The organism is Achromobacter sp. Root565 (assembly GCF_001427425.1).
In the GTDB taxonomy this organism is placed as follows: domain Bacteria; phylum Pseudomonadota; class Gammaproteobacteria; order Burkholderiales; family Burkholderiaceae_B; genus Achromobacter; species Achromobacter spanius_D.
In genome coordinates, this window is the sequence record NZ_LMGO01000001.1 from 1,631,744 (window position 1) to 1,644,097 (window position 12,354).

Below are 12,354 nucleotides of genomic sequence, written 5' to 3' on the forward strand. Positions count from 1 at the left end.
CCCGCAAGCGCGAATTGAAAAAGGAAGGCAGTTGCCTTCCTTTTTTTTCGCCTGGCGGGCGGTTCGCGTTATGCCTGCGGGATCAACCTGATGCCGGCCGTGCCGTCGCGCTCCAGTTGCGCAACCAGCCCAAGTTCCCAATCCAGGTAATCACGGAACCCCTGGTCTCGCGCCGACAGATCGTCGTAAAGATAGGGACTGATGGCCTGATCGTCGTCCCCGGTCAGCACGCCGTCGGCGCCCGTAGCCAGCGCCAATCCCTGTTCCTTCCACCCGCGGGTTCCCGCCAGCAGGTACTGCACCGGGCGCCCGGTCTGATGCGCGAGTTCGGCCGCCACCACGCTGGCAACCACGCCATCCGAAGACGTCAGTACGATGGCGCGCGAATCATCCGCCGGTAGAAACTCGGCCAGCCGATCCGGCGCGGCGAATCGCGCGCCCGGCACGTGCCCGCGCTCATATGCGAGCCGCGACTCCACGTCGAACACGACGGCCTGCCCGGCATCCAGCGCGGCAAGGAGCGCCACGACGCGCAGACCCGCGGCCGGCGGGCGGTGGTGCAGCACGCGCACCGGCTCCGCGCCGCGCTGCTGCGGTGCCAACGCGGGCGGCTCATACAGATAGACCTCCACGGCACCCAGTTGTGCCAGCCACGCCCCGGTAGTCAGCGCACGCACGCCATCCCAGTCCGCAAGCACCACCCGCGCGCCCCGGGTCGCCAGGTATTCGTCGGTGGCCTGCACAAGCTGGCCGCCCGGCGCCCAGCGCCAGCCCTCAAGGTGCCCCGCCTCATACTCCTCGCGCGTACGGACGTCGAACTTGTAAAGCGTCCGAGTCCCCTGCTCCGTCTCGAATTCCTGAAGCGTCGCCGCGTCGATGTGACGGATGCCGGCACGCCGCGCCACGTCGCGCGCCTGCTCGCGCGCGGCGGTCAGAGCCTGCGGGCCGGGCTCCGGCAGCGCGGCGTGGCGGCCATGCGCAAGTTCCCGCCCCGACAGCAGCCATTCCATCGTGCCGTTGCGCAGGGACGCGACACGGTTGGGAATGCCGGCATCGATCAACGTCTGCGCGCCCACGATGCTGCGCGTGCGCCCGGCACAGTTCACCACCACGAAGGTGCCGGGGTCGGGCGCGAGCTCGCGAATACGGTAGACCAGTTCCGCACCCGGCAGGCTGTGTGAAAACGGCAGCGTGAAGTTATGGAATTCCTCGGGCGTGCGGCTGTCCACCACGACGATATCGTCGCCCCGCGCCACCCGCGCATGCAGGTCGTCCACGTCGATCCACGGCGTGTGCTTCTCGTGCTCGATCGCCTCACCGAACGCCTTGCTGAGCACGTTGGTGCCCGAGAACACCTCGCGGCCCTCCTGCTCCCAACCGTCCGTGCCGCCCGCCAGCACGGAAATGTCCGACCAGCCCAGCCGTGTCAACTTGGCGGCTGCCTGGTGCGCCAGGGTCTCGTCGTCGTCGACCAGGACAATGCGCGTGTCACGGCGCGGCACCAGCCGGTCTGCCAACAGTTCCAGGCGCCACAGGGGCGCCGATGCCGCATGCAGCAGATGACGGCGGGCGTAGCGGCCGGACTCGCGCACGTCCAGCACGGCGATCTCCTGCCGTTCCCGCAAGGCATCCTGCAAGGCCTGCGCGGACAGCCGGGCATGGTAGATCGCGGCCGGCGGTGAGAACGTGCGGTAGGCGCCGCCCGTGGTGCTCTCGAACACCACACGGCCGTGCAGGCGGTCCAGCGCCAGGCCATAGAAATGCAGGTGCGCGCCCGGCTCGTTGCCGATCAGCTCGATCGTGTGGACGTCGGCGGGCCCAAGCGCGATCGAGCTGCCCGGGCCCACGTCCACCCGCCGCACGTGGCTGAGCGTATCGCGCTGAGGATCCGCGCTCTCCGAACGCGCAAAGACCTCATTGCGCTCGTTGCCCCTGACGCCCGCGATGATGGCCCAGGTGGTGTGGTCGTGGGGGGGCTGCGCCTTGCCAGGGTTGCCCAGCGACAGGTAAAGCGCGTAGCCGCCGTCGATGTCTTCAGCCAGCCGGTAGATCGACGTCGGGCGACCCGGCACCACGGCAAACGTTTCCGGGTCGAAGAGCTCGCGCCGCAGACCAAACGCCTGCAGCCTCTGGGCGACTTCCTCCAGTTGCGCCGGCGTGGCGTCAACCGGGTTTGGGATCAGCCGCCTGGCCTCGGCGATGAAGCCGCGCACGGCGTGTGCGCGTTCAGCGTGTTTGGGATCGGCCTGCGTGCGTTCGGGCTGACTGCTTTGCGCCGCAACTGCGGCATGCGATGAGTTGTCCATGGTCTGATCCAGCATCGGTGAAGGATGAGTGGCCCAGCCTAAAGTGCGGGACCCGCACCGGACAACGTAAAAATCTGTCTATGGATATGCAGCGCGCGCTGCTCGCCCGCGCATCAGCCCTCGCCCTTGAGCTCGCGCTCCACGACCTCGCGCGTCAACGTGGGCACGAACATCTCGATGAAATGAAAGGCGTACCCGCGCAGCCAGGCGCCCCGGCGGATCGCCAGGCGCGTGAGGTTGATCTCGAACAGATGCCGCGCGTCGATGGCGCGCAGCCGGCTGTCACGTTCGGCGTCCCAAGCCACTGCTGCCACGATGCCCACACCCAGCTCAAGCTCGACGTACGTCTTGATCACGTCGGCGTCCATCGCAGTCATGACGATGTCGGGGGTGATGCCGGCCCGCGCGAAGGCCTCGTCGATGTGCGCCCGCCCCGTGTAGCCGCGCCCGTACGTAATGATGGGATAACGCGATAGCTGCGACAGCGTGACACCGTCGTGCTGGCGCTCCAGCGGATGGCCGCGCGGCACGATGACGCTGTGGCTCCACCGGTAGCACGGCAGGTTCACCAGGCCCGGATAATCGGCCACGGCCTCGGTCGCCACCCCAATGTCGGCCTCGCCTTCAAGCAGCATCTCCGACACCTGTTTGGGCGAACCCTGGTGCAGATGCAGGACCACTTCCGGGTAGCGTTGACGGAATTCCTTGATGACGGGTGGCAAGGCATAGCGCGCCTGAGAATGCGTGGCGGCAATCGACAGCACGCCCGTCCGGCTGTCCGCGTATTCCGCGCCTGCGTGGCGGATGTTGTCCGCGCATTGCAGGATCTGCTCGACCAGCGGCAGGATCAGCTCGCCGGGCGGCGTCAGACCAATCAGCCGCTTGCCCGACCGCACGAAGATGTCGACCCCGACTTCTTCTTCCAGTTCGCGGATCTGACGGCTTACGCCGGGCTGTGAAGTGTGCAGGCTTTCGGAAACGTCGGTCAGGTTGAAGTCGCAGCGCACGGCCTCGCGCACCGATCGCAATTGCTGGAAGTTCATGCTGCGCGCCTCAGTCCAGGATGGCCAATTGATTGCCCGACGGATCCTTCACGTACATGACGCGCGGCAGCACATCGGGCAGCGAGCAGACGGGATGATGGCCCGCCAGGCGGAGCCGCGACAGGATGTCGTCGTAAGCGCTGGCCTTGATGGCCAGGTAGTCGGGTTTGATGGCGCGGCTGACAGCCTCGACCGGCGACAACGACAACGTCGCATCACCAAGAGCGAAACGCAGGCGATCATCGCCGGCGCCCGCCACCTCCTGCAGTCCGATGACCCGCTGGTAGAACTCGCGGACCGCCTCCTGCCGATGCGACAGAAAGGGAAGTTGTACCGATTCGATGGAAAGAATAGAAGACATGCCCTGCCGCCAGCGATGGAACAGGGCAAATGATAGTACCCGGAGGTACAACCGGACAAAGAGGTTGTAATTGCTTCTACATAGCCATAAGCCTTAAAGCGCGCACCTCATTTGCATATGCTCAGGCACTGCGGCGCAAGGCGTCGCGCGTGGCGTCAAAGGCGTGTTCAAGATCATCGATCAGGTCCAGCGGGCTCTCCAGGCCCACATGCAGCCGCACCACTGATCCGCCCGCCTCCCCTTCCCGCCCGTACCGGTGTTCGGCAAGCCGTTCGGGCGCGGCCTCTAGCGCCAGGCTTTCGTACCCGCCCCAGGAAGCGCCGATGGAGAAATAGGAAAGCGAGTCGATGAAGCGCGCGGCGGTTGCCGGATCCGGATGCGCGAAGGCGAACGACACCAGCCCGCTCGCACCGCTGAAGTCTCGCCGCCACAGCGCATGGCCCGGGTCCTCTGGTAGCGCGGGATAGTAGACCCTGGCCACGCCGGGATGTCCGGCCAGATGCTCGGCCACGCGCAGCGCGTTCTGATGATGGCGCGCGAGCCGCACGTCCAGCGTACGGATTCCGCGCAGCGTCAGGTACGCATCGTCGGCGCCGACGGACAGGCCCAGCGCATCGTAAGCCGCGCCGATACGCGCGGCCAGGTCGGCGCTATCGACCGTCACCACGCCCATCATTACGTCGGAATGACCCGCCAGATACTTGGTCGCGGCCTGAATGGAGATGTGCGCGCCCAGCGCCAGCGGCTGGCAATACAAGCCTCCGCTCCAGGTGTTGTCCACCGCGACCAGCACGTCATGACGGCGCGCTTGCGCCGCAAGCGCCGGAAGGTCCAGCACTTCGTAAAGCAGCGAGCCGGGAGATTCCAGATAAAGCAGGCGGGTATTGGGACGGATGCGCGATTCAAGGTCGTCATGCGTGGCCGAGAAGTACTCGACCTCGATGCCATAGCGCTGCAGCAGGGACTTGTCGACCTTACGTACCGGCGAGTAGACGCTGTCCGACACCAGCGCGTGGTCGCCTGGTGCCAGCGTGGCCAGCAGGACCAGAACGATGGCCGACAGGCCGGACGGCGCCAGCACCGTGCGATAGCCGCCTTCCAGCGATTCCACGGCCGCTTCCAGCGCCTGATGCGTGTCCATGCCATGCCGCCCATATGTGGCGTCGCGCTCGCCCGCCGCGCGCCGCCGCTGCAATGCGGCCTGCGCGGCAGTGTCCGCGAACCGGACCGTGCTGGTGCGCACCACCGGCACGTTTACCGGGCCCGAACTGCCCTTCAATGCTGGCGAGCCGGCGTGCACGAGCCGAGTCTCCACGTGCGCGTGACGGCGGCTCATGCGCGCACCGCCATGCGCTTGGGCCGTTGCAGCCGGGCCTGGCCTTCGACCAGGGAAATGAGGTGATTCATGCTCGACTCCAGAAGTTCACACTGCCAGACGCAGGGGATCAAATCGCAGGTACTCGGTAATCGGGTCGGGTTGGCTGACGCGCGCCACGGCCCCCGCCGAGCGTCGTAGAAAGGCCCGCGTGCGATCGCTGTCCGGCGATCCGAAAATCCGCGACGGCGGCCCCGACTCGACGATGCGCCCAGCCTCGGTGAAGTACACGGTATCGCTGACCTCCTCGGCGAATCGCATCTCGTGCGTCACCAGCACGCAGGTCAGCCCGTCGTCGACCAGATCACTGATTACCGTCAACACCTCGCCCACCATCTCCGGGTCCAGCGCAGACGTCACCTCGTCGAACAGAATCAGTTCCGGCCGCAGCGCCAGCGCCCGTGCAATCGCCACCCGCTGCTGCTGCCCACCTGACAGTTCTCCCGGATAGGCGCTCTCCTTATGGTCCATGCGCACCTTTGCCAACAGCTCGCGCGCTTGCGCCACGGCCTGGCCGCGGGGCTGCCCGGCCACCTTGATTGGAGAGATCACCAGGTTCTCCAGCACGCTCAGGTGCGGGAACAGGTTGTATTGCTGAAACACGAAACCCACCCGCTTGCGCAATCCGATGAACTGCGCCTCGGTCGTCAGGGCATCCACACGGACGCCGTCCACGTCGATGGCGCCGCGCTGTGGCCGCAACAGGCCGGTGATGCAGCGAAGAATGGTCGATTTTCCCGACCCGGACGGGCCGATGATGGATACAGCCTCGCCGCGCCCGACATCGACGTCGATTCCTTTCAGGACTTCGGCGTCGCCAAAGGCGAGATGGACGTCGCGCAGGCTCACGAGCGGCGCCCGCGAAGCCGGCTTCGCGGCGGTTTCAATGATGCGCATGGCGACGCTCCAGGTGGCGCGTCCAACGCGCGATGGGATAGCAATAGGCGAAGAAAAGCGCCAGCAGCGTGAAATAGATCAGAATCGTGAAATCGGTGCGATTCACCGTATTGCTGGCGATGGTGGCGGTGTCGACTAGGTCGTGGACGCCGACCAGCGAGGCCAGCGATGTGCTCATGGTGATGCTGGCATACAGGTTCATCCACGACGGCAGCATGCGCCGCACGCATTGCGGCAGCACGATCATCCGGAATATCTGCCCGCGCCTGAACGCAAGCGATTGCGCGGCTTCCCACTGCGCGATGGGGATCGACTGAATGGCCCCGCGGAATATCTCCGCCACGATGGCGCTGGCCGGCAACCCCAATCCGATGACGACCTTGATCCAGTCGGGAAACGGCACGCGCCAGGAAGCAAGGCTTAGCTCGAACGGAAAGACATACGTCGTGAAGTACACCAGCACCAGAATCGGCGCATTGCGAAAGGCCAGGACGTAGCCGCGCGCGAGCCGCCGCAGCAACGATGACGGCGACAACGACAACGCACCCACGAACAGCCCGAGCACCGTGCCCAGGGCCATCGCCAGAACGCTGAGCTGGATGTTCATTCCCAGGCCCCGCAGCAAGGCCGGCGCCCAATGCCAAAGCAGCTTCACCGCCGCCGGCGTGGTGGCGGTCGCCGTCCAGGTCACGCCCAGCACGGCCAGCGCCAGCAGCAGCACAAACCAGGGATCGCGCAGCGGCGCCATCAGAACGCCCGGGCACGCCTCACGCTGCGGCTTCTTCCACGCGAGCTCATTGGCCATAGCCGGGCATCCTCAAACGATTTTCCAGCCAGCGCCCGCCCGCCCCCACCAGCCATGTCAAAAGGCCGAAGTACAGCAGGATCAGCAAAAGCAGCTCAAGCACGTTGTCGCGGTACGACCAGATCATGATGGACTCATAGGTCACATCTCCCACGGCAATCGCCGAGGCGATCGCCGTCATCTTCACCAGATCGACCAGGTTGTTGACCAGCGCGGGCAGCGCAAAGCGCAGCGCAAGCGGCAATTGCACCTGCGTCAATATCTGACGGCTGGAGAATGCAAGCGAGCGCGCGGCCTCCAGCGTGACCGCCGGCACGGCCTCGATGCCCGCGCGCAGCGCTTCCGCATGGAACACGCCTTTGTGCAGGGCCACCACGACCACAACCCAAGCGAAGGGCGAAATCGGGCTTGCCCCGCCCAGCTTCTGCGTGATGAGCATGTTCAGCACCAGAAAGGCGCAGTACAACTGCACCAGCGTGGGCGTATTGCGGGTGACTTCCACGAAGGCCTGCAGGAGCCGGGCCAACCATGCGCGGCGGCTCGTCAACCCCGCGGCGATCAGCACGCCGGACAGGAGGCTGACGGGTATGGTCCACGCGCAGAGCTGCAGCGTCACCAGCAGACCGTGCGCGAAGGCGGACCGCTCCGCCGGCTCCAGCACGAAGGTGTAGTTCAGGCCCAGCGGCCGGAAAAAGCTCACCCACGCCTGCAATACCGTTTCGATCATGCGCCCGCCTCCCTTTGCTGCGTCGATGCGTCGCGGCGCTCAGCTGCCCTGCTTGAACTTGGCATTGAGTTCCTGGAGCAGCGGCTGGGGCGGCTCGATGCCCAGGCGCTTCTCCGTGCCGATCAGCCAGCCGGTGCGATGCCAGTCCTGGATCACCTCGTCGACGGCGGCGATCGTGTCCGTCTCGCCCTTGCGTGTCCATACGACGGAGTTGGCAGGCAGCACCTCGGTCGCGATGGGTGCGTGATACTCCGCCCACTCCGTGTTGCTGCGCAGCAGCGGCCGGATCAGCGTCGAATCATGCACCGCCGCCACGCATTGGGCGCCCCGTAGCGCCAGCAGCGAATCCGAAGAACTCTTGTAGCCCTTGATCACGGCGCCGTAGTCGGCCGCAAGCGGACGGGCGAAGCTGCTGCCTTGCGATACGCACACGGGCTTGCCGCGCAGGTCTTCCCACTTGGCGATGCCGCTGGTCTTCAATGTAGCGGCGGCGCCTCCCACCCTGAAGAAAGGCGTGGGCGCATATCCCAGGATCTCGGCGCGCTCGGGGTTCAGTTCCATCGAGGCGATCAGCAGATCGACCTTGCCGGAGATCAGGAATTGGGTGCGCGTGGCGGTCTGAACCTGCACCAGCTCGGCCTTGACGCCGAGGCCCTTGGCGAGCTGCCGCGCCAGCTCCGGATTCCAGCCCACCAGTTGCTGGGTTGCCGGATCCACCGATCCGAATACGCCACCGTTGGCCAGCACGCCGATCGTGACCGTGCCGCGCTCCTTGATCTTGTCGAGCGTCGCATCGGCGTGCGCGGCGCCGGCGGCAAGCGCCAGCGCCAGGGTGAATGCAGTCCGGGCCGCGCCCGGTGTCTTGTGAATGGCCATATCGGAAGTTATCAGCAGTAGAAGAATCTCCATGCTGAATGCCGCACGGCGGCAAGACAATGAATGCTTTCAGATATGGATATGCGGCGCGTCGCAGGCGCTATTTGAGCTTCACGTCCGCCGTCGCGATGACCTTGCGATAGGTTGCGATGTCCTCGCGCACTGTCTGGTCCACCGCTTCCGGCGTCGTGGCTGCAATGGTGAACCCCAGGTTCTCCAGCAGCGTCGCGGTATCGGGTTCGCGCAGCACGGCCACGACGTCGCGGTTGATGCGGTCCACGATGGCCCGTGGCGTCGACGCCGGCACCGCAAAACCCTGCCAGCTCTCCACCACGTAGTCCGGCAGGCCGGACTCCTGGATCGTCGGCACATCCGGCAAGGCCTTCGAGCGGTACGGCGTGGTGACGGCCAACGCCACCAGCTTCCCATTACGCACGTTCTCGGTCGCCGCGGCCAGCGTGATCAGCATCGCGTCCACATGACCGCCCAGCACGTCCAGCGTTGCAGGACCGCCACCGGGATACGGGATCTGGTTGGTCTTGGCGCCGATCCGCTCGTTGAGCAGTTCGACGGCCAGATGCTGCAGGCTGCCGGTGCCACCGGGCAACGCTAGCGAGATTTCGCCGGGCCGTCGTTTGACCAGCGCCACGAACTCCTGGAAGGTCTTGACGCCGAGCCCGGGCCGCACGACGAGCAACTGCGGGTTGACGACCGCCTTTGTCACCCCCTGCAGATCGCGCACCGGATCATAAGGCAGCTTGCCGGGCTGCAACGCATTCAGCGACAACGCATCGCCGCCAAGCAGCAATGTGTAGCCGTCGCCCTTTGCATGCGCCACGGCCGCGTTGCCGATGGCGCTGCTGGCGCCCGGTTGGTTCTCGACGACGACGCTCTGCTGCCATTTCTCGCCCAGCTTCTGCGCCACGGTGCGCGCCAGCTTGTCCGCGCTGCCGCCCGCCGACACGGGCACGATTATCTTTACCGGGCGGTTCGGATAGCGGTTGACGTCCTCGCCCGGCAGTGGCGCCGAGCCCGCGAAGTTGCTCAACAGTCCTGCACCCAGCACAACTCCGGCAACCAACCCCAAGCCCGCGCGCACGGCCGATTTGCGTTTGATGCTCATGCCGTTGCTCCCGCCTGCGCGCCGCGCTCGACGCCGAACGCGCCAAACGGCTTGCCCAGCACAGCGGTCGAATGCCGCCCATCGATGCCCACGGGCACCTCGCCTTCCAGCGTGATGCGATAGAGCACCCGTTCCGCGTCCAGGTAAGCGAAATCTCCCGGCCCCTGATGCGCGGTCGCGCGGTTGTCCCAGAACGCGATGCTGCCCGGCTCCCAGCGGAAACGCGCCGTGTATTCGGGCCGCGTGATCTCGTCGAAAAACAGGTTCAGCAGATGGCGGCTTTCCTCTTCGGTGACGTCCTTGATGCGGCGGGTGAATCCCGGGTTCACGAACAAGGCGCGCTCGCCCGTTTCAGGAATCACACGCACCACGGGATGCTCAGACACCAGCGGGCTGGCTTGAACGCGCTGCGCATAGACCGTCTGATTATCGAAGTCGCCGTTGTAGCCACCGAACTGATGCCGCGCCCACAGGCCGTCGGCCAGTGCGCGCACCGCCGGAGACAGATGCTCATAGGCCGCCACGAGGTTCGTGAAAATCGTGTCGCCGCCATAAGCCGGAACCTGATGTCCCGCACGCAGGATCGACCCGGCCGGCGGATTGACCACGCCCGTCACATCGGTGTGCCAGCGCTCGCCGCGGCGCCCGGTGATTGACTTGGACGAGATGGTCCGGATCTGCGGAAAGCCCTCCGGCGGATTTGCGTCATACGGGTGCGCGGACGTCGGACGTCCGAACCGCGAGGCAAACGCCAGGTGCTGCGCATGGTCGATGTGCTGGTCCCGAAAGAACACGACCTTCCACCGCAGCAGCGCGGCCTTGATCTGTTCGACTTCATGCGCCGTCAGCGGCTGCGTCAGGTCCACACCGTGGATCTCCGCGCCCGTGAAGACGGAAAGCGGCCGGATATCCAGCCGGGTACGTTCGATTGTGGTCATGTGCTGCACCGTTCCGTGTTGTGTAAAAACAGAATAGGTGCGCCTGGCAACCCCAACAAATACCGATACGCAATGTGAAAATAATGGGAGCAAAAACAAAAACGGGCCCATCGGCCCGTTCTCTAGTTCACGCCCGCCGGCAGATCAGCTCGGCTTTTCATCCTCGCCGGCGTAGCCGTCAACGTACGGGCGGCCGGAGCAACGCACCATCGCCACGCAGGCCGGGCTGCCGGTCTTGGCGGTGCAGGTGGCGCGCGATTCATCTCGAGCCGTCTTCGGATCGGGATTGAGCACAGTGAAGCGGGTGCCGCGCCCCTCGGCGCCCTTGGGCCAAGCCATGCCCACGCAGCTATCGGTGTAGGTCAGCACCTTGCGGCAGCCCTTGCAGTCTTCCCAACTCAGCAGCTGGGACAGCGCATCGTTCTCGTTGGGGTAGCCGTCTGCATAGACGAGTCCGCCGTCTTCGCCTTCGGCAATGGCGCCCCAGTATCCCCGCTGGTCCAGCTTGGAAGACAGGCGCTCCAAATCGGCGGGCGTGGCCTTCACGGGGGCCTGCATGTCGGCGGCGCTGTAACCCGGGCCCACGCATACCGGCATGGTCGTCAGTTGGCATTTGCCGTCGGGGCTGGCGGCCGTGCAGCGCCGGATCGCCTTCTTGGCTGCCATTTCGGGCGACACGCTGTTGCCCGGGTACAGATTCTGAACGGAGTTGCGCGCGTACACGATGCAGCTGTCGGAGAACCAGCTCAACACCTTGCACCCGTTGCCGCCGGCCTTGCGACACTCGGCCAGCGCAGCGGCTTCGGCGGCCTTGCCATCGGTTTCGGGCAACACCCAGAAGATCCGGGAGTGCTTGCCGTCGGTGGCGATGCCGCCGTAGAGCTTTTCGGCGGCGTGCGCCGAGGGAAAGGCCAGCCCCGCCACTAGGGCTAAGGCGGCAAATGCGGCGCGGATCAGGAATTGAAAGCGAGCGGGCATGATCGTCGTGAAGTCCAGTGGATTGGGCGGGAACGATGTTAGCCCAGGGTTCCAGGGTTCCGTCCCTCTATGAAGCCAACCTGTCGGCATATTAGGTAACAAATTTCACAGGTCGGCTTGCGAACTCCGGCCCCTTTTTTCGGTAAAAATGTCGCACTTTCTGGCGCCGGCCGTCCTAGTCTTGGCCGCGCATTTTGCCGCCACGGGCGCCAATCACCGGCAGCCCCGTCACGAACAGAAACAATCCGCGCCGTGTCCTCGCCTGTCGAGGGACCTGCCACCCGGGAGCCTGGACAACACACCATGAAGCCGACACAGCATTCCAACCAAAACCGCGGAAAGTTCCTTCTGTTGACCGGCCTGCTCGTCACGCTGGGACTGACCGGATGCGCGCCGATGCCCACGGGCGGCAGCTCCACGATGCCCTCGCTCAGCCAGGTCTTCAAATCGGGCCTGTCGTTTTCGCCCAGCGTGAACGTGGCCAAGAACATGGAGGGCCGCTCCATCAACGACGCAATCGCGGCGCTGGGCGAGCCGTCCAAGATCCGGGCGGTCGGCAACACGATGGAACTGGAATGGTCGGACTACCAGTCCGCCCCCTACACCGAGTGGGTGGTGGACAGCACCAGCCAGCAGGTCGTGGGCATGATCCCCGCCACCAACACCACGGCGGCCACGCCGGTGTTCCAGAACAGCAGCACCGGCCACTACGCCAACCGAACGCGCATCTATGAATGCAAGGTGCTGATGCGGATGCAGGACAGCGTCATTACCGACACCAGCGTCGACGGCAACGTATGCCCGGAGTTCATTGGCGCGCTGCGCAAGTGGGCGGGCGAGGCCGAGGCGAAGAATTACGTGGTGAATTGAGAAAGGGGCGCGCAAGGCGCCTTTTTTGCCTCCTCAACACGCAAGACTAAGTACT

At 65.4% G+C, this 12,354-nt stretch carries 12 protein-coding genes; 1 reads left to right on the forward strand and 11 read right to left on the reverse strand.

Annotated features, from left to right (window positions below; all coding sequences use genetic code 11):
* Positions 1-68: 68 nt before the first annotated feature.
* From ASD71_RS07275 to ASD71_RS07325, 11 genes are all read right to left on the reverse strand, one after another.
* A complete protein-coding gene (locus ASD71_RS07275) occupies positions 69-2,306 on the reverse strand; it encodes a rhodanese-like domain-containing protein (RefSeq protein ID WP_056566543.1) in 2,238 nt (745 codons plus the stop codon).
* Positions 2,307-2,419: 113 nt separating this feature from the next.
* Positions 2,420-3,349, reverse strand: coding sequence for a CysB family HTH-type transcriptional regulator (locus tag ASD71_RS07280; RefSeq protein ID WP_056561529.1), 930 nt, complete (start codon positions 3,347-3,349; stop codon positions 2,420-2,422).
* Positions 3,350-3,359: 10 nt separating this feature from the next.
* On the reverse strand, positions 3,360-3,710 hold the full coding sequence (locus ASD71_RS07285; RefSeq protein ID WP_056561531.1) for a VOC family protein: 351 nt from the start codon (positions 3,708-3,710) through the stop codon (positions 3,360-3,362).
* A 121-nt stretch (positions 3,711-3,831) separates the two neighbouring features.
* Positions 3,832-5,046 carry a cystathionine beta-lyase gene (gene metC / locus ASD71_RS07290; protein WP_056561533.1) on the reverse strand — a complete coding sequence of 405 codons (1,215 nt, stop codon included), beginning with the start codon at positions 5,044-5,046 and terminating at the stop codon, positions 3,832-3,834.
* A gap of 87 nt (positions 5,047-5,133) precedes the next feature.
* Entirely contained in the window at positions 5,134-5,982 is an 849-nt protein-coding gene (locus ASD71_RS07295; RefSeq protein WP_056561535.1) for an amino acid ABC transporter ATP-binding protein, read from the reverse strand.
* Entirely contained in the window at positions 5,969-6,787 is an 819-nt protein-coding gene (locus ASD71_RS07300) for an amino acid ABC transporter permease (protein ID WP_056561537.1), read from the reverse strand. Before ASD71_RS07300 ends, ASD71_RS07295 begins: the two co-directional genes overlap by 14 nt.
* A complete protein-coding gene (locus ASD71_RS07305) occupies positions 6,777-7,514 on the reverse strand; it encodes an amino acid ABC transporter permease (protein ID WP_056561539.1) in 738 nt (245 codons plus the stop codon). Before ASD71_RS07305 ends, ASD71_RS07300 begins: the two co-directional genes overlap by 11 nt.
* Before the next feature lie 39 nt (positions 7,515-7,553).
* The gene (locus ASD71_RS07310; protein WP_056561541.1) at positions 7,554-8,390 is read right to left on the reverse strand and encodes a transporter substrate-binding domain-containing protein; all 837 of its coding nucleotides are present in this window, start codon (positions 8,388-8,390) and stop codon (positions 7,554-7,556) included.
* Between the two features lie 100 nt (positions 8,391-8,490).
* Positions 8,491-9,513, reverse strand: coding sequence for a tripartite tricarboxylate transporter substrate binding protein (locus ASD71_RS07315; protein ID WP_056561543.1), 1,023 nt, complete (start codon positions 9,511-9,513; stop codon positions 8,491-8,493).
* Positions 9,510-10,451, reverse strand: coding sequence for a TauD/TfdA family dioxygenase (locus ASD71_RS07320; protein ID WP_056561545.1), 942 nt, complete (start codon positions 10,449-10,451; stop codon positions 9,510-9,512). Before ASD71_RS07320 ends, ASD71_RS07315 begins: the two co-directional genes overlap by 4 nt.
* A gap of 144 nt (positions 10,452-10,595) precedes the next feature.
* Positions 10,596-11,429 carry a DUF4189 domain-containing protein gene (locus ASD71_RS07325; protein ID WP_235512036.1) on the reverse strand — a complete coding sequence of 278 codons (834 nt, stop codon included), beginning with the start codon at positions 11,427-11,429 and terminating at the stop codon, positions 10,596-10,598.
* Positions 11,430-11,732: 303 nt separating this feature from the next.
* Between ASD71_RS07325 and ASD71_RS07330 the strand changes: the two genes are divergently transcribed.
* Positions 11,733-12,299, forward strand: coding sequence for a hypothetical protein (locus ASD71_RS07330; protein ID WP_056561547.1), 567 nt, complete (start codon positions 11,733-11,735; stop codon positions 12,297-12,299).
* The last annotated feature ends 55 nt before the right edge of the window (positions 12,300-12,354 follow it).

Coding starts and splice junctions, on each gene's coding strand:
- ASD71_RS07285 (WP_056561531.1), bottom strand. CDS start 3,710: ATGTCTTCTATTCTTTCCATCGAATCGGTACAACTTCCCTTTCTGTCG.
- ASD71_RS07325 (WP_235512036.1), bottom strand. CDS start 11,429: ATGCCCGCTCGCTTTCAATTCCTGATCCGCGCCGCATTTGCCGCCTTA.
- ASD71_RS07300 (WP_056561537.1), bottom strand. CDS start 6,787: ATGGCCAATGAGCTCGCGTGGAAGAAGCCGCAGCGTGAGGCGTGCCCG.
- ASD71_RS07275 (WP_056566543.1), bottom strand. CDS start 2,306: ATGGACAACTCATCGCATGCCGCAGTTGCGGCGCAAAGCAGTCAGCCC.
- ASD71_RS07295 (WP_056561535.1), bottom strand. CDS start 5,982: ATGCGCATCATTGAAACCGCCGCGAAGCCGGCTTCGCGGGCGCCGCTC.
- ASD71_RS07305 (WP_056561539.1), bottom strand. CDS start 7,514: ATGATCGAAACGGTATTGCAGGCGTGGGTGAGCTTTTTCCGGCCGCTG.
- ASD71_RS07315 (WP_056561543.1), bottom strand. CDS start 9,513: ATGAGCATCAAACGCAAATCGGCCGTGCGCGCGGGCTTGGGGTTGGTT.
- metC (WP_056561533.1), bottom strand. CDS start 5,046: ATGAGCCGCCGTCACGCGCACGTGGAGACTCGGCTCGTGCACGCCGGC.
- ASD71_RS07280 (WP_056561529.1), bottom strand. CDS start 3,349: ATGAACTTCCAGCAATTGCGATCGGTGCGCGAGGCCGTGCGCTGCGAC.
- ASD71_RS07320 (WP_056561545.1), bottom strand. CDS start 10,451: ATGACCACAATCGAACGTACCCGGCTGGATATCCGGCCGCTTTCCGTC.
- ASD71_RS07330 (WP_056561547.1), top strand. CDS start 11,733: ATGAAGCCGACACAGCATTCCAACCAAAACCGCGGAAAGTTCCTTCTG.
- ASD71_RS07310 (WP_056561541.1), bottom strand. CDS start 8,390: ATGGCCATTCACAAGACACCGGGCGCGGCCCGGACTGCATTCACCCTG.